The sequence below is a fragment of the Pseudomonas sp. 43mfcvi1.1 genome (assembly GCF_900115935.1).
GTDB lineage: Bacteria > Pseudomonadota > Gammaproteobacteria > Pseudomonadales > Pseudomonadaceae > Aquipseudomonas > Aquipseudomonas bijieensis.
Genome location: NZ_UETT01000023.1, coordinates 28,737 through 45,144, shown reverse-complemented (window position 1 = coordinate 45,144; position 16,408 = coordinate 28,737). Strand labels below are relative to the sequence as shown.

The window sequence follows — 16,408 nt, the reverse complement described above, 5'->3', positions numbered from 1 at the left end:
TTGGTTAAGAGCTTTCGTCTCAACCGAGGCGCGCATTCTACAGCGCCCGGTGTATCTGTCAAGCGGTTATTTTCAGAAGTTTTCAAAGTTTCCTTTTCAACTTCAACCACTTGCGCTTCCGATCTCTCGTTAGCGGGAGGCGAATTCTACAGCGTTACTCGCTGCTGTCAACACCTCTTTTTCACCGCTTTCGACCGAGAAGATCGAACCGCTGAAAAGGCCAAACCCACACTGCCCTATCAGCTACTTCCTGGCTTCGATGACCTGAAGCCCGCCCCCTTCGAAACCTACTTAACTCATTGAATTTCAAGGAGTTTTCCGTTTCGACTGCGCCGGAAGTGGGGCGAATTATAGACGTCCAGAATTTGCCGTCAACCATTAATTTCGCTTTTCTATCAATAAGTTGCGCAGCACCGGCCAACCCGCTGCTTTCTTCCTTTAAAACCTCCTCCTATATAGAAGAGAAGACTCAAAGCACTCCCGCCTCTTTGAACGCCGCCACCGCCGCTTCGTCCAGCCCCAAGACTCGCTGCAGTACCTCCAGCGTATGCTCCCCTAATAAAGGGGGCGCATTGCGATATTCCACCGGTGTCTCGGACAGTCGAATCGGACTAGCCACCTGCGGCACGCGACCAGCTAGAAGGTGAGGCAACTCCATTGCCAATCCACGCGCCTGCACCTGAGGATCGGCAAATACCTGGGCAAGGTCGTTGATTGGCCCGCACGGCACACCCGCCTGTTCCAACTGAGCCACCCATTCGGCAGTGGTCTTGAACACCGTCGCCTGGCGAATCAACGGAATCAACACCGCCCGATTCGCCACCCGCAGCTTGTTTGTGACAAAACGCGGATCATCAGCCCACTGCGGCTGACCAGCCACCTCAGCGAATTTTCGGAACTGGCCGTCATTACCTACCGTAAGGATAAAATCGCCATCGGCCGTAGGAAAATCCTGATAAGGCACGATGTTCGGATGAGCATTGCCCAGTCGCTTCGGCGCGTTGCCCGTAGTCAGGTAATTCATCGCCTGATTGGCCAGGCAAGCCACTTGAACATCCAGCAAGGCCATATCGATGTGCTGCCCGCCGCCGGCATGATCACGATGAGCCAGCGCCGCCAAAATAGCAGCAGTCGAATACAGCCCCGTGAGGATATCCGTCAGCGCAACCCCTACCTTCACCGGCCCCGCACCCTCATCACCCTCAGGGCGGCCAGTCAGGCTCATCAAGCCCCCCAGCCCCTGAATCATGAAGTCATACCCGGCGCGCTTGGCGTAAGGGCCGGTCTGGCCAAACCCGGTTATCGAGCAATAGATCAACTGCGGATTGATCGCCTTCAGCGACTCATAGTCCAGACCATAAGCCGCCAGCCCGCCCACCTTGAAGTTTTCGATCAGGATATCGGACTTGGCCGCCAGCTCTCGCACCAGCCGCTGCCCCTCCGGGCGCGTGAAGTCGATGGTCACCGACTGCTTGTTGCGATTGGCCGACAGATAATAAGCAGCCTCGGTCGTGTTCTCGCCTCGGGAATCCTTCAGGAAGGGCGGCCCCCAGGCACGTGTGTCGTCGCCATTGCCGGGACGCTCGACCTTGATGACATCAGCCCCCAGGTCCGCCAGGATCTGTCCGGCCCACGGCCCGGCCAAGACCCTCGATAAATCCAATACCCGCAGATGCGAAAGCGCGCCCATGAGCGTTCTCCTATTAATAGAACGCCTGGATACCGGTTTGCGCACGCCCCAGGATCAACGCATGAACGTCGTGCGTGCCTTCGTAGGTGTTTACGACCTCCAGGTTCACGAGATGACGAGCGATGCCGAACTCATCGGAGATACCGTTGCCGCCCAGCATGTCCCGCGCCATACGAGCAATATCCAAGGACTTGCCACAGGAGTTGCGCTTCATGATCGAAGTGATCTCGACCGCCGCAGTGCCTTCATCTTTCATACGCCCCAGACGCAGGCATCCCTGCAGGGCCAGCGTGATTTCGGTCTGCATGTCGGCCAATTTCTTCTGGATCAACTGAGTGGCAGCCAGTGGGCGCCCGAACTGCTGGCGGTCCAATGTGTACTGGCGAGCGGTATGCCAGCAGAATTCAGCCGCCCCCAAGGCGCCCCAGGAGATGCCGTAGCGCGCCGAATTCAGACAAGTAAACGGACCTTTCAGGCCACGGACATCGGGGAAAATGTTCTCTTCCGGCACGAATACGTTATCCATGACGATTTCACCAGTGATCGAAGCGCGCAGCCCAACCTTGCCATGAATAGCCGGCGCACTCAGGCCCTTCCAGCCCTTTTCGAGAACGAAGCCGCGGATATCGCCGGCGTCGTCCTTGCCCCAGACAACAAAGACGTCTGCGATCGGACTGTTGGTGATCCACATTTTGCTACCCGTCAGGCTGTAGCCACCTTCCACCTTGCGCGCACGAGTAATCATCGCGCCCGGGTCGGAACCATGGTTCGGCTCGGTCAGACCAAAGCAGCCGATCCACTCACCCGACGCCAGTTTCGGCAGATACTTCTGTTTTTGCGCCTCAGTACCGAATTCATTGATCGGCACCATCACCAGCGAGGACTGCACACTCATCATCGAGCGATAACCGGAATCGACGCGCTCTACCTCGCGAGCGATCAGGCCATAGCTGACGTAGTTCAGTCCACTGCCGCCGTACTGCTCAGGAATGGTTGCCCCCAGCAGGCCTACTTCACCCATCTCGCGAAAAATCGCCGGGTCGGTTTTCTCATGACGGAACGCTTCCAGCACCCGCGGCGCAAGCTTCTGCTGAGCGAATTGCTCGGCAGTGTCGCGGATCATGCGTTCTTCTTCGGTGAGCTGCTGATCCAGCAACAATGGATCGATCCAGTTGAAGCTCGCTTTACCGGCCATGAAAGAGTCCTCGCCAATTAAATGAAAATCGTGGATTGATCCTAGGCGCGCTTTCCTACAAGGGCAAACGAGGATTACGCACTATGTTGTGCTAATTTCTCACTTCGTAAACGCCATAAACCCCGTTTATGCCGATATTGAGTGAGGCTTGCGTACATGCGCCGTAAAATTCCCAGCACCACCGCCCTGGTCAGTTTCGAGGCCGCTGCGCGCCATGAAAGCTTCACCAAGGCGGCGCAAGAACTTTCTCTTACGCAGGGCGCAATCTGCCGACAGATCGCCAGCTTGGAGGACTTCCTCAGCGTGGAGCTTTTCCGACGCTCACGCCGAGGCGTCAAGCTGACTGAAGCAGGCATTTCCTACAGTCGTCGAGTTGCCACCCAACTGGATGCCGTCGAGCGCGATGCTCTTTCAGTGATGGGGCACACCGGTGCGAACGTGATCGAGCTGGCCGTGGTTCCGACCTTCGGCACTCAATGGCTACTGCCCCGTCTCAAGGATTTCCAGCATCAGCATCCGGAAGTCACCGTCAACCTGACCAACCGCACACGTCCTTTTCTCTTTGCGGACACAGAGTTTGATGCCGCCATCTATTTTGGTGATGCGGACTGGTCCGGCACCGAATCCCACAAGCTGATGGGCGAAAATCCGATGCCGGTATGCAGCCCCACCCTACTGGGTGACCAGAAGAGCCTGACGCCGCAGGCCATCGCCGAGCTGCCCTTGCTCCAGCAGACCACTCGCCCGTATGCGTGGCGCCAGTGGTTCAACGCCCAGAACCTGAATATTGCGCGAGACCTGACAGGCCCGCGTTATGAACTATTCTCCATGCTTGCCCAAGCGGCCATGCACGACATGGGCATTGCGCTGATTCCGCCCTTTTTGATTCAGCACGAGTTGGCAGAGAAACGATTGGTCGTTGCCAACCCCAACGCGCTGTCGAGCATCAAGGCCTACTACCTGATGATTCCGGAACGAAAGGCCGAATCTGCCTCTCTTCGTGCTTTTCGTGATTGGCTCGTGAAACAGGCAAGCAACTATCACATTGATTAATAAAGAAAAAAGCAAAACATGATTAGGTAGTCAACTAACATAAGTCGCTACAGATATAAGTTTATGTCGCATCCAGTCAATCTGTTACGCAGCCCCTGAAGTAGTCTCCAAAGCGTTTAAATACATGGCTTTGAGCCATATCACGCAACGCATCAGGCCTTATTCATCTGGCCGATGGGAAAAATTGTCAATTTGAACCTGAATCCTTGGAAAGCACGGCCTACAAGGGATGCCGATCGATAATTGCGACATTCGGTCACAGGGTGACTTGTAGTTAATTTTCCGTCACCCGTCATAATCCCTTGAAGGGCTGAATTTTCGCCTGCAAAATGCCGCGCCCCGCCTGGTTTGGCGGGATCGTGCTGATCGGCCGCCCCAGCCGCACCATCCGAAGTGCCTGGGTTTACTCAATAAGATCACGCAGGAGATTTGACGTGCACATTGGTGTTCCCCTCGAAACCCAAACGGGTGAAACACGGGTTGCTGCTACCCCGGAAACCATCAAGAAGCTGATCGGCCAAGGCCATAAGGTCACTGTTCAAAGCGGCGCCGGCATCAAGGCCAGCGTTATCGACAGTGTCTATGAGGCAGCGGGCGCAACCATTGGCAGTGCCAGTGATGCATTCGGGGCCGAACTGATCCTCAAGGTGGTCGCCCCCAGCGACAGCGAACTGACGCTGATAAAGAGCGGCACCGTTCTGGTGGGCATGCTCAATCCGTTCAACAACGAAACCATCTCCAAGCTGGCCGAACGCGGCATTACCGCTTTCGCCCTCGAGGCCGCGCCACGGACCTCCCGTGCCCAGAGCCTGGATGTGCTGTCGTCTCAAGCGAACATTGCCGGCTACAAGGCCGTGCTGCTGGCCGCCCACTACTACCCGCGCTTCATGCCGATGCTGATGACCGCCGCAGGTACCGTGAAAGCGGCGCGCGTGCTGATTCTCGGGGCCGGTGTGGCCGGGCTGCAGGCGATTGCCACGGCCAAGCGCCTGGGCGCTGTGATCGAGGCTTCGGATGTGCGACCGGCGGTCAAGGAACAAATCGAATCCCTCGGCGCCAAGTTCGTCGACGTGCCTTACGAAACCGACGAAGAGCGTGAATGCGCCGTCGGCGTCGGCGGTTACGCCCGGCCCATGCCTGCCAGCTGGATGCAGCGCCAGGCCCAAGCCGTGCACGAGCGCGCCAAGCAGGCTGACATCGTCATCACCACCGCCTTGATTCCGGGCCGCAAGGCACCGACCTTGCTGAGCGCCGAAACCGTCGCGCAGATGAAACCTGGCTCGGTGGTCATCGACCTCGCGGCAGCCCAGGGCGGCAACTGCCCGTTGACCGTGGCCGATCAGGTGGTTGTCGAGAACGGCGTCACCATCGTCGGCCCGACCAACCTGGCCGGTGAAGTCGCGGCCGATGCTTCGGCGCTGTACGCCCGTAACCTGCTGGACTTCCTGAAGCTGGTCTTCACCAAGGAAGGTCAGTTCGACGTGAACCTGGAAGACGACATCGTCGCCGCGTGCCTGATGTGCCGCGACGGCCAAGTCATCCGCAAAAACGCCTAAGCAGGGATTCAGACAATGGAAGAGCTTATCTCCCCCGGTATCTACAACCTGATCATCTTCGTGCTGGCGATTTATGTCGGTTACCACGTGGTCTGGAACGTAACGCCTGCGCTGCACACACCGTTGATGGCGGTAACCAATGCCATTTCGGCGATCGTGATCGTCGGCGCCATGCTTGCCGCCGCGCTGACCGTGACGCCGCTGGGCAAGACCATGGGCACTCTCGCCGTAGCCCTGGCTGCGGTGAACGTATTCGGTGGCTTCCTGGTAACACGCCGCATGCTTGAGATGTTCAAGAAAAAAGCCCCGAAAGCCGTAAAAGAAGAGGCGCCCAAGTAATGAGCATGAACCTGGTAACGACGCTCTACCTGATCGCGTCGATCTGTTTCATCCAGGCCCTCAAAGGCCTGTCGCATCCCACCACCTCGCGACGTGGCAACCTGTTCGGCATGCTCGGCATGGCGTTGGCGGTGCTTACCACCGTGGGCCTCATTTATAAGCTGGGAGCTGAGCTGGCCACTGCCGGCATTGGCTATGTCATCGTCGGTCTGCTGATTGGCGGCACCGCCGGTTCGATCATGGCCAAGCGCGTCGAGATGACCAAGATGCCGGAGCTGGTGGCGTTCATGCACAGCATGATCGGCCTGGCGGCGGTGTTCATTGCCATCGCGGCGGTCGTCGAGCCGCAATCGCTGGGCATCGTCAAGCAATTGGGCGATTCGATTCCGGCCGGTAACCGCCTGGAGCTGTTCCTCGGTGCAACCATCGGTGCAATTACCTTCTCCGGTTCGGTGATCGCTTTCGGCAAACTCTCGGGCAAGTACAAGTTCCGCCTGTTCCAGGGCGCACCGGTACAGTTTGGCGGCCAGCACAAGCTCAACCTGATCCTGGGCCTGGCAACGCTAGGCCTGGGCCTGACCTTCATGCTCACCGGCAATCTCGGCGCATTCGCCCTGATGCTGGCCCTGGCCTTTGTATTGGGCGTGCTGATCATCATCCCGATCGGCGGTGCGGACATGCCGGTAGTGGTCTCGATGCTCAACAGTTATTCCGGTTGGGCCGCAGCGGGTATCGGCTTCTCGCTGAACAACTCGATGCTGATCATTGCCGGTTCGCTGGTGGGTTCGAGCGGTGCGATCCTCTCGTACATCATGTGCAAGGCGATGAACCGTTCGTTCTTCAACGTGCTGCTCGGCGGTTTCGGCAACACGGCGGATGCGGCTGGCCCAGCAGGCTCCAAAGAAGCCCGCCCGGTGAAATCCGGTTCGGCTGACGACGCGACCTTCCTGCTGACCAACGCCGACACAGTGATTATCGTGCCGGGCTACGGCCTGGCGGTAGCGCGGGCGCAGCACGCGCTGAAAGAGCTGACCGAGAAGCTGACCCACCACGGCGTGACCGTCAAATACGCGATCCACCCAGTGGCCGGTCGTATGCCTGGGCATATGAACGTCCTGTTGGCCGAGGCTGAAGTGCCTTACGACCAGGTGTTCGAGATGGAAGACATCAACTCCGAGTTCGGCCAGGCCGACGTGGTGCTGGTGCTCGGCGCCAACGACGTGGTCAACCCGGCGGCGAAGAACGATCCGAAGTCGCCGATTGCCGGCATGCCGATCCTCGAAGCGTTCAAGGCCAAGACCATCATCGTCAACAAGCGCTCGATGGCCAGTGGTTATGCCGGCCTGGACAACGAGCTGTTCTATCTGGACAAAACCATGATGGTGTTCGGTGACGCCAAGAAGGTCATCGAGGACATGGTCAAAGCGGTGGAATAACGCTCGCTGCTTCACTACTAACGCCCCGACTTGTCGGGGCGTTTTGATTTGTATCAAGGCCGAACGTTACCGATCCGGTAATAATGTTTTGCCTGAAACGCCCGTAATAGAGGCCTTAAATGCGACCTTTGTAGCGGGTCGGGCACAGCGCGAATTCACTAGACTGCGCATCTTGCTTCCAGCCCGAGATAATCCTCCATGTACCGTGACCGCATTCGCTTGCCCTCTTTGTTGAATAAAGTGATGAGCGCTGCCGAAGCAGCCTTGTTGATTCAGGACGGCATGACCGTCGGCATGAGCGGCTTTACCCGCGCCGGAGAAGCGAAAGCCGTACCCCACGCCCTGGCTGAACGCGCCAAGCTCACCCCGCTGAAAATCAGCCTGATGACCGGAGCAAGCCTGGGCAACGACCTCGACAAGGAGCTCACCGAAGCCGGTGTGCTGGCACGACGCATGCCGTTTCAGGTCGACAGCACGTTGCGCAAGGCGATCAACGCAGGCGAGGTGATGTTCATCGACCAGCACCTCTCGGAAACCGTCGAACAACTGCGCAATGGCCAGCTCAAGCTGCCCGATATTGCCGTGATCGAAGCGGTGGCCATTACCGAGCAAGGGCATATTGTACCGACCACATCGGTGGGTAACTCGGCCAGCTTCGCCATTTTCGCCCGGCAAGTGATCATCGAGATCAACCTGGCCCACAACCCGAATCTGGAAGGGCTGCACGACATTTATATTCCGACCTATCGCCCAACCCGCACTCCGATCCCGCTGGTGAAAGTCGACGATCGTATTGGCAGCCCCGCTATCCCGATCCCGCCGGAAAAAATTGCTGCCATTGTCATCACCCACCAAGGAGACTCGCCTTCGACCGTCGTGCCACCGGACAGCGACACCCAGGCCATCGCCGATCACCTGATCGATTTCTTCAAGCAGGAAGTTTCAGCCGGACGCATGACCAATAAGCTCGGGCCGTTGCAGGCGGGGATTGGCAACATCGCCAACGCCGTGATGTGCGGGCTGATCGATTCCCCGTTCGAAGACCTGACCATGTATTCCGAGGTCCTGCAGGACTCGACATTTGACTTGATCGACGCCGGCAAGCTGAGCTTCGCCTCCGGCAGCTCTATCACGCTGTCGAGTCGACGCAACGCCGATGTGTTCGGCAACCTGGAAAGGTACAAGGACAAATTGGTCCTGCGCCCGCAGGAAATCTCCAACCATCCCGAGGTCGTACGCCGCCTCGGCATCATCGGTATCAACACCGCGCTGGAGTTCGACATATACGGCAACGTCAATTCCACGCATATCTGTGGCACTCGGATGATGAATGGCATTGGCGGCTCGGGGGATTTCGCCCGCAATGCCCACTTGGCGATTTTCGTTACCAAGTCGATTGCCAAGGGCGGTGCCATTTCCAGTGTCGTGCCGATGGTGAGCCATGTGGACCATACCGAGCATGATGTCGACATCCTCGTGACCGAAATCGGCCTGGCCGACCTGCGTGGCCTGGCGCCAAGGGAGCGGGCGCGAGTAATCATCGACAACTGCGTGCATCCATCCTACCGCCAAGCGCTGAATGAATACTTCCAAGCTGCATGCGCCTTGGGTGGGCATACCCCGCATATCCTGCGCGATGCACTAAGTTGGCACCTGAACCTCGAAGAAACCGGGCGGATGTTGGCAGTCTGATACAGCTGGAACACCGCTATCGCAAATACAGTTTTGACTGAAGCTCATCATCCGAGCCAAATCTTACAAAAACTGTACTGCTGTACCGGTGTTTCCTTACAGTCTTTTCCCACAAAACCTCCGGAAACGATGAAAAACGCACCAATATTGAGCAGATAGGTACAGTTGCCTCAATATCGACCAGTACACCGCTCTTTAACAGTTAACTGGTCCCTCACAATACAGGTGAACTGTATCTAGAGAGACTGGCCAAACGAGAGGATCATGGGCACCAGTAAACCACTACCTAATCCCGCCACAAGCGGAAGGATGTCAACCATGGAACGTACACTCAGTTCCGAGCTGTTTTTCGAAGACAAAGCTGAAAAAAACCAGGCTTCCCTGCCTCTTCGCGTTATTGCCAACCTGATGTTGTGGCAGCGCCGCATCGCCAGCCGTCACCAACTGGCTCGTCTGGATTCGCGCCTGCTGGCTGACGCCGGTATCAGCGAAGCACAACGCTACGAAGAGCTGAGCAAGCCGTTCTGGCGCTAACTCAGCGTCGCTGGCCCTGACCCACCGGGTCCACCGCCAGCACCGAATTGAACAAACAAGACCCGTCGCGGGAAACCGCGACGGGTCTTGTCGTTTCCGAGGCCGATTTTTCGGGAAAACTGGAGAGGCATAACAGTTTTAAAACGTCTAACTCAATACCAGTACAGTTTTCTTGAGCCATAGCGCCTAATGCAAGCATCATGCTGCCAGTGACGGTCGCAAAGGGCTGTCAGCCACTGCGTTCTGTCCTAATATCGATGCGAACGTGGCGAAGCGAGTCGAGCATGCGTCTGCTCTTCCAGCTACACGCACCGGCATTACCTCATTATCCAAGGAGTTTCATCATGATTCGTCTTCGCCTGCTCAGCGCAGTTGCCCTGTTGGCCGTAGCCACCCACTCCAACGCCAGCAGCTTTATCGTCACCACTGACTCCATCGTTGGCGCACTCAAGGCCACGTCTGATGTGACTTCCGATGCAACTTCGTCACTGCGGGACAACAAGATCGTTCAAGCCGCCCGCGATGACGCCGCCAGCTTCGTGGCCAGCGAAGGTGCCATCCGTGGCGTGAAACTGGAAAGCGCCCTGGATTACATCCGCCAGCAGGCACCACAGCTCAACGCCACCGATGCGCAGCTGGCCCAAGCCATCCTGGTGATCTGATGCAACATGAAACATCGGGCCCCAAATGGTGTTCCGATGTTTCAGCGCTGGCTCTGGCCCGCAGGTTTGCGCTAGCCTTCAAGCTCGCCATCAACCGTCGAGTCCCATGCGTTTTTACTCAGATCTGTTCATCGCGTCTTTCTTCGCAGTGTTCTGCTGGTCTGTTCCGGCCCATGCTTTCGATGTGTCCACCCAGCAAGTGGTGGTCAGCGGCTATGCCACCAGCATGGTGACCTCCGCGCCCTTCGACCATAAACTGATCGTTGCCGCACACGATGACGCTGCGGCGTTCATCGCCAGCGACGGGCAGTTGCGAGGTGCACAGCTGGAATCGGCCCTGGATTACCTGCGCCGGACCCAGCCAAAACTTCACGTCAGCGACCTTGAACTGGCACAGGCAATTCTCGTCCAATAGTTATCCTTATTTTTCCGGAGTCGTTCCATGCGTAGCCCGCTGATTGCTGCCGCCCTAGGCCTGCTGGTATTGGCCGATGTGGCCCAGGCACATACCCTGGTAGCCACCAGTAACATCATCGTCCGCGCTTCCCAGCGCACGATTGATTTCACTTCCGATACCACCACTTCCATCCGTGATTCGAAAATCGTCCGCGAAGCCCATGACGATGCGGCCAGTTTTGTCGCCAGCAATGGTGAAATTCGTGGTGCTCATCTCGAGGCCGCCTTCGACACCTTGCGCACCCGCGTGCCGGAAGCCCGCGACGCCAGTGACCAGGTTCTCGCCGAAGCCATCCTCGCATTGTGAGGCGGTTCGCCGCCTGGCTGGCGGCCGGGGTCTTGCTGCTCACGGGCAGCATGGCCCAGGCCGGCTTGCAACTGCACCTCAACGCCAACGGACTGAGCCCGGCGCAACAGCAGGCCAGCCAGGCGCTGCTCGATGAAGCCATGCAGGCGTTGCCGCCGCGCTTCATCGAGCGCCTGGACCGACGCATCGATGTCGGCTGGACTGACCAGATGCCCACCAACGCTTACGGTCAGGCCTCGTTGGTGTCGCAGCTGGACCTCAATAGCAACCTGCTCGACGGCCTTGTCGACGGCAGCGCCGCGACGCAGAAAACCCATCGCCCCCACGGCACCGTGCGACGGGAAATGCTCGCCACGGTCCTGCACGAACTGACTCACATTTATGACCGCTCGCGCCTATGGCCAGACGCCGAGCGCGCGCTGATCCAGCGCTGTACCCGGCGTAACAGCAGTGCCGGGCTCATCGGCCTGCCGGATGAATGCCGGGGCCAGAACGACCGCCGTTTCACCCTCAGCGATGATCCGCGCTTGCTGGACCTCGCCGGCTGGCCGCAATACGTTGGCCGTCGTGGTGAACGGGAACAACACAACCGCCAGGTCGCCCGCAGCCCGGACCTCTACGAAACGAGCAGCCCCAAGGAATTCGTCGCGGTCAACATGGAGTACTTTCTCCTTGACCCCAGCTATGCTTGCCGCCGCCCCGCCCTGTATCGCTATTATCAGGAGCACTTCGGTTGGGCACCCGCCGCCAAGGATACCTGCGCCAAATCATTTGCCTTCCTCAACGCCGGAAACGACTTCGCCAAGACACCACTGGGCAAGGTCGATCCAGAGCGAGTCTATGCCATTGATTACCTGCTGGCCGAAGCCAATCAGAACTGGGTGAGCCGCTGGGGCCACAGCATGCTCCGGCTGGTGATCTGCGCACCGGGGCGCCCACGGGGTCCGGACTGTCGACTGGATCTGGACCAACACCTGGTGCTGTCATACCGCGCTTTCGTGGGCGATGTGCAGTTGTCGAGTTGGGATGGACTGGTCGGCAAATACCCATCGCGCCTGTTCGTATTGCCGTTGGCCCAGGTGATCGATGAATACACCAAGACCGAACTGCGCAGCCTGGCATCGGTGCCGCTGAACCTGTCGCGCACCGAGATCGAAGAAACGGTCGAACACGCTGCCGAAATGCATTGGAGCTACGACGGCAACTATTACTTCCTGTCCAACAACTGCGCCGTGGAAAGCTTGAAACTGCTGCGCAGCGGCAGCAATAACGAGCAGCTCAAGGGCCTGGACAGCATCATGCCCAACGGCCTGCTGGAAGTGCTCAAGGGCCGGGGCCTGGCGGACACCAGCGTGCTGGATGATCCCAAGGAAGCCTTGCGCCTGGGCTACCGCTTCGACTCCTTCCGCGAGCGGTACCAGGCGATGTTCGAGGTGCTGAAGAAGTATCTGCCAATCAAGCAGCAAACGGTGGAAGACTGGCTGGCCCTGGACGCCGCTGAACGCCGCGTCTGGTTCGAACAGGCCGACCTGCGCACCAGCGCGGCGTTGTTGCTGCTGGAACAGGCCAGTTATCGGCGGCAACTGTTGTTGGCACAGGACGAAGTCAAGCAGCGTTACCTTGGAGCCCGTGAATTGCAGAATGGCGGTATGGAAAGGGCTAACGCGACGCTACAGCAGATCCTTGCCAACAGCGGCTTCCTGAGCCGTCCCGCCGAGTTGTTGGGTAGCAGCGGCTATGGGTTGCCACAACCCAGCGAGTGGCAACGACTGGAGTCGGAAAGCAGCCTGCGTCAGAAACAGCTGCAAACACTGACAGGCGATCTGGACAAGGAAGTCAGGGCTTTGCTTGAGCCGAGCCGCGCTGCTGAAATTGCCGCGAGCGAGGCTAATGTGAAAGAGATCGGCGAGCATTTGCGCAAGCTGCACAAGGCCGGCGGAGGATTGGAGTTGCCTTGATGGTCCCCTGACCTATGCGGCCATAGCTCCTGGAGCCGTTCTTCGAGCATTTCATGAGCAACAAAAAGGGGTTCGGAACCAAGTTCCGCCCCCCTTTTTTTTCGTGGCTGCGAGTCGAATCGACAATCAGCTGACACGCGCCTTGCGCACCCCATCAGCCAGGGCAGCACACAAACTCAACACGCCATCAATCGCCTGTTCCGACGTTTCGGCCTTGGCGATATGGTCGATCAGCGCCGAGCCCACCACCACCCCATCAGCCAATCGCGCGATGGACGCAGCCTGCTCCGGCGTACGAATACCGAAACCAATGCTGATCGGCAGATCGGTATGGCGACGCAAGCGCGCAACAGCTTCTTCCACATGCTCCAGCGTCGCGGCGCCGGCACCGGTCACGCCCGCCACCGAGACGTAATACACGAAACCCGAACTGCCGTTGAGCACAGTCGGCAAACGCACGTCGTCGGTGGTGGGAGTGGTCAGGCGGATGAAGTCCAGGCCGGCAGCCTGGGCCGGTTCGCACAGTTCACTGTTGTGCTCGGGCGGCATGTCCACAACGATCAGGCCATCCACACCAGAGTCCAGCGCCTCACCAATGAAACGCTGCACGCCATAGCGGTGGATCGGGTTGAAGTAACCCATCAGCACCAGTGGTGTATCGGTATTGTCCTTACGGAACTCACGAACCATTTGCAGGGTTTTCGCCAGGTTCTGCTGGGCCCCCAGGGCGCGGATGTTCGCCAACTGGATCGCCGGGCCGTCGGCCATCGGGTCGGTGAACGGCATGCCCAACTCGATCACGTCGGCACCGGCAGCCGGCAGGCCTTTGAGAATCGCCAACGAGGTATCGTAGTCCGGATCGCCAGCCGTGACGAAAGTCACCAGGGCGGCGCGGTTCTGTTCCTTGAGTTCGGCAAAACGGGTTTGCAGGCGGCTCATCAGTGTTTCTCCTGCTGGGACTGTTCCATGTGGTGCATCACGGTTTGCATGTCTTTGTCGCCACGGCCGGACAGATTGACCACCATCAGGTGATCTTTCGGCAGGTTGGGTGCGCGTTTGAACACTTCCGCCAGGGCATGGGCACTTTCCAGTGCAGGAATGATCCCTTCCAGGCGACAGCATTTGTGAAAGGCTTCCAAGGCTTCGGCGTCAGTGACCGAGGTGTACTGGACGCGACCAATGTCATGCAACCAGGCATGTTCCGGGCCGATACCGGGGTAGTCGAGACCCGCGGAAATCGAATGGGCGTCGATGATCTGACCGTCGTCGTCCTGCAACAGGAAGGTGCGGTTGCCGTGCAGTACACCCGGCACGCCGCCGTTCAAACTCGCCGCATGCTTACCGGTCTCGATGCCATAGCCCGCGGCCTCGACGCCGATGATCTCGACGCTCTTGTCGTCCAGGAACGGGTGGAACAAGCCCATGGCGTTGGAGCCGCCGCCGATGCACGCCACCAGGCTATCCGGCAGGCGACCTTCCTGGGCTTGCAACTGCTCGCGGGTTTCCTTGCCGATCACGGCCTGGAAGTCGCGCACCATGGCCGGGTACGGATGCGGGCCCGCCACGGTGCCGATCAGGTAGAACGTGCTGTCGACGTTGGTGACCCAGTCACGCAGGGCCTCGTTCATTGCGTCCTTCAGCGTGCCGGTACCGGCGACCACCGGGATCACTTCAGCGCCCAGCAGCTTCATGCGGAATACGTTGGCCTGCTGCCGCTCGATGTCGGTGGTGCCCATGTAGATCACGCAATCCAGGCCGAAACGTGCAGCCACAGTGGCGGTCGCCACACCGTGCATGCCGGCACCGGTCTCGGCGATGATGCGTTTCTTGCCCATGCGCCGCGCCAACAGGATCTGGCCGATGCAGTTGTTGATCTTGTGCGCGCCGGTGTGGTTCAGCTCTTCACGCTTGAGATAGATCTTGGCGCCGCCGCAGTATTCGGTCAGGCGCTCGGCGAAGTAGAGCGGGCTCGGACGTCCGACATAGTCACGCTGGAAGTAGGCCAATTCTTCGAGGAACGCCGGATCTTCCTTCGCCACTTCGTATTCGCGGGCCAGGTCGAGGATCAACGGCATAAGGGTTTCGGCCACATAGCGGCCACCGAACGCACCAAACAGGCCGTTGGCGTCGGGGCCACTGCGCAGGTTGAAGGGGGTCGTAGACTGGGTCATCGGGCGCTCCAAGCGAATGCGTAGAAAGACAATGAAGGTCACTCTACCCCTGACATGCCGCGCTGAAAACCGATAAGATCGCCACAACCTGTCAGGAAAACTCACATATCCCATGAGCCATGACCTTCCCCCGCTCAACGCTTTGCGCGCCTTCGAGGCCACCGCCCGCCTGAACAGCGTAAGCCAGGCGGCTGAACAGCTGCACGTCACTCACGGTGCGGTCAGCCGACAATTGAAGGTGTTGGAAGAGCATCTGGGCGTCAGCCTGTTCAGCAAGGATGGGCGCGGCCTGAAACTCACAGATTCCGGCTTGCGCCTGCGGGATGTCAGCGCCGAGGCGTTCGAACGATTGCGCGGTGTTTGCGCGGAACTGACGCAAAGTACGGCAGATGCCCCGTTTGTTCTGGGCTGTTCGGGAAGCTTGCTGGCGCGCTGGTTTATTCCCCGACTGGGCAGGCTCAACGCCGACCTGCCGGATTTGCGCCTGCATTTGTCCGCCGGCGAAGGCGACCTGGACCCCCGGCGCCCGGGGCTGGACGCCTTGCTGGTATTCGCCGAGCCGCCCTGGCCGGCGGACATGCAGGTGTACGAACTGGTGAGCGAGCGGATCGGCCCCGTGATGAGCCCGCACTACGCCGGGTTCGCCCGCTTGCAGGCCGCACCGGCCAGTGCGCTATTGGACGAGCCATTGCTGCATACCACGTCACGTCCACAGGCCTGGCCGACCTGGGCACGACAAAAACACCTTGAACCCCAGGCACTGAAGTTCGGGCAAGGATTCGAGCATCTGTACTATTTGCTGGAGGCCGCCGTAGCGGGACTAGGCGTGGCGATCGCGCCCGAGCCACTGGTGGCCGAGGACGTGCGCGCCGGTCGTCTGGTCGCGCCGTGGGGCTTCGATGAAACAGCGGCGCGACTGGCGTTGTGGCTGCCCAAGCGCGCCGCAGACGGGCGCGCAGGGCAATTGGCCCAGTGGCTCAGGCATGAGCTGAGCCAACCGAGTCAGTCACCGCGTTTGCACAGCAAGTAAGCGGCCAGCAAACCCAGCGCACCGACCGCGACACCAGCCGTGGTCCAGGGGTGTTCCTGCGCGTAGTCGCGTGTGGCGATTCCGGTTTCACGGGTTTTCACCTTGACCTCTTCATACGCATCGCTCAGCAGATGGCGAGAATGTTTCAGCGCGTTTTCAGCATTTGCCTTGAGCGATTTGAGGGTCTTACGCGACTCGTCCGAAGCATCGTCCTTCAGGCTTTCCAACGACTTGAGCAGACTCTCGATCTCCGCTTCCATGCTTTGCAACGAGGCTTTACGTAACGAATTGCTGGCCATGGTGGCTCTCTCCTGCAGTGGTTGAGTGGC

16 protein-coding genes and 1 pseudogene are annotated in these 16,408 nt (G+C 59.0%); 12 read left to right on the top strand and 5 right to left on the bottom strand.

Translation table 11 applies throughout. From position 1 onward, the window contains the following. A pseudogene (locus DTP52_RS31280) lies at positions 1–303 on the top strand (hypothetical protein); the annotation flags it as partial. Positions 304–469: 166 nt separating this feature from the next. Here the strand turns inward: DTP52_RS31280 and DTP52_RS29960 are convergent. Both DTP52_RS29960 and DTP52_RS29955 read right to left on the bottom strand, forming a co-directional pair. Continuing rightward, positions 470–1,690: a CaiB/BaiF CoA-transferase family protein gene (locus tag DTP52_RS29960; RefSeq protein ID WP_109756550.1), complete on the bottom strand. Its 1,221-nt coding sequence runs from the start codon at positions 1,688–1,690 to the stop codon at positions 470–472. 13 nt (positions 1,691–1,703) lie between these two features. Beyond that, a complete protein-coding gene (locus DTP52_RS29955; RefSeq protein ID WP_025216186.1) occupies positions 1,704–2,885 on the bottom strand; it encodes an acyl-CoA dehydrogenase in 1,182 nt (393 codons plus the stop codon). Between the two features lie 156 nt (positions 2,886–3,041). On the opposite strand from DTP52_RS29955, the gene DTP52_RS29950 reads away from it, so the two are divergent. The 10 genes from DTP52_RS29950 to DTP52_RS29905 all read left to right on the top strand — a co-directional run bounded on the left by DTP52_RS29950 (position 3,042) and on the right by DTP52_RS29905 (position 12,878). Continuing rightward, a complete protein-coding gene (locus tag DTP52_RS29950; RefSeq protein WP_109756549.1) occupies positions 3,042–3,938 on the top strand; it encodes a LysR family transcriptional regulator in 897 nt (298 codons plus the stop codon). A gap of 434 nt (positions 3,939–4,372) precedes the next feature. Then, positions 4,373–5,494, top strand: coding sequence for a Re/Si-specific NAD(P)(+) transhydrogenase subunit alpha (locus tag DTP52_RS29945; RefSeq protein WP_109756548.1), 1,122 nt, complete (start codon positions 4,373–4,375; stop codon positions 5,492–5,494). Positions 5,495–5,509: 15 nt separating this feature from the next. Beyond that, complete coding sequence (locus DTP52_RS29940) at positions 5,510–5,833, top strand: NAD(P) transhydrogenase subunit alpha (protein WP_003187010.1); 324 nt, start codon at positions 5,510–5,512, stop codon at positions 5,831–5,833. After that, positions 5,833–7,269 carry an NAD(P)(+) transhydrogenase (Re/Si-specific) subunit beta gene (locus tag DTP52_RS29935; RefSeq protein ID WP_109756547.1) on the top strand — a complete coding sequence of 479 codons (1,437 nt, stop codon included), beginning with the start codon at positions 5,833–5,835 and terminating at the stop codon, positions 7,267–7,269. The genes DTP52_RS29940 and DTP52_RS29935 overlap by 1 nt, the downstream gene beginning before the upstream one ends. Before the next feature lie 198 nt (positions 7,270–7,467). After that, positions 7,468–8,961 (top strand): acetyl-CoA hydrolase/transferase family protein, encoded by a 1,494-nt coding sequence (locus DTP52_RS29930; protein WP_109756546.1) that lies wholly within the window; start codon positions 7,468–7,470, stop codon positions 8,959–8,961. A 318-nt stretch (positions 8,962–9,279) separates the two neighbouring features. Further along, the gene (locus tag DTP52_RS29925; protein WP_003187014.1) at positions 9,280–9,495 is read left to right on the top strand and encodes a DUF1127 domain-containing protein; all 216 of its coding nucleotides are present in this window, start codon (positions 9,280–9,282) and stop codon (positions 9,493–9,495) included. A 344-nt stretch (positions 9,496–9,839) separates the two neighbouring features. Further along, positions 9,840–10,157, top strand: a complete 318-nt coding sequence (locus tag DTP52_RS29920; RefSeq protein ID WP_109756545.1) for a DUF2388 domain-containing protein — start codon at positions 9,840–9,842, stop codon at positions 10,155–10,157. Between the two features lie 106 nt (positions 10,158–10,263). Further along, the gene (locus DTP52_RS29915) at positions 10,264–10,572 is read left to right on the top strand and encodes a DUF2388 domain-containing protein (protein ID WP_109756544.1); all 309 of its coding nucleotides are present in this window, start codon (positions 10,264–10,266) and stop codon (positions 10,570–10,572) included. Between the two features lie 27 nt (positions 10,573–10,599). Continuing rightward, positions 10,600–10,920, top strand: coding sequence for a DUF2388 domain-containing protein (locus DTP52_RS29910; protein ID WP_003187020.1), 321 nt, complete (start codon positions 10,600–10,602; stop codon positions 10,918–10,920). Further along, positions 10,917–12,878, top strand: coding sequence for a DUF4105 domain-containing protein (locus tag DTP52_RS29905; RefSeq protein ID WP_109756543.1), 1,962 nt, complete (start codon positions 10,917–10,919; stop codon positions 12,876–12,878). The genes DTP52_RS29910 and DTP52_RS29905 overlap by 4 nt, the downstream gene beginning before the upstream one ends. Before the next feature lie 126 nt (positions 12,879–13,004). On the opposite strand, the gene trpA is transcribed toward DTP52_RS29905, so the two are convergent. After that, positions 13,005–13,817, bottom strand: a complete 813-nt coding sequence (gene trpA / locus DTP52_RS29900) for a tryptophan synthase subunit alpha (protein ID WP_109756542.1) — start codon at positions 13,815–13,817, stop codon at positions 13,005–13,007. Continuing rightward, positions 13,817–15,049, bottom strand: a complete 1,233-nt coding sequence (trpB, locus tag DTP52_RS29895) for a tryptophan synthase subunit beta (protein WP_014335911.1) — start codon at positions 15,047–15,049, stop codon at positions 13,817–13,819. Before trpB ends, trpA begins: the two co-directional genes overlap by 1 nt. Before the next feature lie 112 nt (positions 15,050–15,161). On the opposite strand from trpB, the gene DTP52_RS29890 reads away from it, so the two are divergent. Continuing rightward, the gene (locus DTP52_RS29890; RefSeq protein ID WP_109756541.1) at positions 15,162–16,079 is read left to right on the top strand and encodes a LysR family transcriptional regulator; all 918 of its coding nucleotides are present in this window, start codon (positions 15,162–15,164) and stop codon (positions 16,077–16,079) included. On the opposite strand, the gene DTP52_RS29885 is transcribed toward DTP52_RS29890, so the two are convergent. Further along, positions 16,052–16,378 carry a YqjD family protein gene (locus DTP52_RS29885; RefSeq protein WP_003196426.1) on the bottom strand — a complete coding sequence of 109 codons (327 nt, stop codon included), beginning with the start codon at positions 16,376–16,378 and terminating at the stop codon, positions 16,052–16,054. The genes DTP52_RS29890 and DTP52_RS29885 overlap by 28 nt on opposite strands. Positions 16,379–16,408: the final 30 nt, after the last annotated feature.

Bases quoted from the DNA above. Each gene is read 5' to 3' on its own strand.
- trpA (WP_109756542.1), bottom strand. From the start codon at position 13,817: ATGAGCCGCCTGCAAACCCGTTTTGCCGAACTCAAGGAACAGAACCGC.
- DTP52_RS29935 (WP_109756547.1), top strand. From the start codon at position 5,833: ATGAGCATGAACCTGGTAACGACGCTCTACCTGATCGCGTCGATCTGT.
- DTP52_RS29950 (WP_109756549.1), top strand. From the start codon at position 3,042: ATGCGCCGTAAAATTCCCAGCACCACCGCCCTGGTCAGTTTCGAGGCC.
- DTP52_RS29940 (WP_003187010.1), top strand. From the start codon at position 5,510: ATGGAAGAGCTTATCTCCCCCGGTATCTACAACCTGATCATCTTCGTG.
- DTP52_RS29955 (WP_025216186.1), bottom strand. From the start codon at position 2,885: ATGGCCGGTAAAGCGAGCTTCAACTGGATCGATCCATTGTTGCTGGAT.
- DTP52_RS29915 (WP_109756544.1), top strand. From the start codon at position 10,264: ATGCGTTTTTACTCAGATCTGTTCATCGCGTCTTTCTTCGCAGTGTTC.
- trpB (WP_014335911.1), bottom strand. From the start codon at position 15,049: ATGACCCAGTCTACGACCCCCTTCAACCTGCGCAGTGGCCCCGACGCC.
- DTP52_RS29960 (WP_109756550.1), bottom strand. From the start codon at position 1,690: ATGGGCGCGCTTTCGCATCTGCGGGTATTGGATTTATCGAGGGTCTTG.
- DTP52_RS29930 (WP_109756546.1), top strand. From the start codon at position 7,468: ATGTACCGTGACCGCATTCGCTTGCCCTCTTTGTTGAATAAAGTGATG.
- DTP52_RS29885 (WP_003196426.1), bottom strand. From the start codon at position 16,378: ATGGCCAGCAATTCGTTACGTAAAGCCTCGTTGCAAAGCATGGAAGCG.
- DTP52_RS29910 (WP_003187020.1), top strand. From the start codon at position 10,600: ATGCGTAGCCCGCTGATTGCTGCCGCCCTAGGCCTGCTGGTATTGGCC.
- DTP52_RS29890 (WP_109756541.1), top strand. From the start codon at position 15,162: ATGAGCCATGACCTTCCCCCGCTCAACGCTTTGCGCGCCTTCGAGGCC.
- DTP52_RS29925 (WP_003187014.1), top strand. From the start codon at position 9,280: ATGGAACGTACACTCAGTTCCGAGCTGTTTTTCGAAGACAAAGCTGAA.
- DTP52_RS29920 (WP_109756545.1), top strand. From the start codon at position 9,840: ATGATTCGTCTTCGCCTGCTCAGCGCAGTTGCCCTGTTGGCCGTAGCC.